This is a genomic window from Vibrio sp. 970, assembly GCF_033339075.1.
Genome location: NZ_JAWOTW010000546.1, coordinates 1 through 596 on the forward strand (window position 1 = coordinate 1; position 596 = coordinate 596).

Here is a 596-nt window from a genome sequence, read left to right on the forward strand (position 1 = left end):
CAACAACAAAACAAGCAGTGGCAACCGCATCTCTACACATCACTGCAAAGCAAAACCATGGTGATTCTCGGTACGGGTAGCATTGGGAAATGCCTAGCACAAACGGCCCAGACGATGGGGATTAACACGATTGGTATTAATCGCACAGGAATTCCAACAGCCAATGATGAATTTGCACAAACCTTCCACATCAATGAACTAGCAAATGCTTTAAGAAAGGCAGATATTGTCGTTAATACGTTGCCGAGCACACCTAATACTCGTGCCTTGCTCAACCGTGAAACACTTCAACATCTCAACCAAGCTTTATTATTCAATGTAGGTAGAGGAGATGTGTTGGATGAAGCCAGCTTGTTGCTCGCCATCAAGAATCGCTGGGTAGAACACGCTTTCTTGGACGTGTTTGAGCAAGAACCATTGCCACCAGCGCATCCGTTTTGGAAGTTACCGCAAGTGACCATCACGCCACACATTGCCGCATTGAGCTTTCCTGAACAGGTGGTCGACATTTTTGCCGACAATTACCGACTTTGGCGCGATGGTTTCTCATTAAACAATCAAGTGGATTTCGAGAAAGGGTACTAAAGATAGATGTC

1 protein-coding gene is annotated in these 596 nt (G+C 45.5%); it reads left to right on the forward strand.

The genetic code is table 11. The annotated features are described in order from the left end of the window. The coding region (locus R7Q11_RS27790; protein ID WP_225467186.1) for a D-2-hydroxyacid dehydrogenase at positions 1–585 on the forward strand (585 nt) is incomplete at its 5' end. Between the last annotated feature and the right edge of the window lie 11 nt (positions 586–596).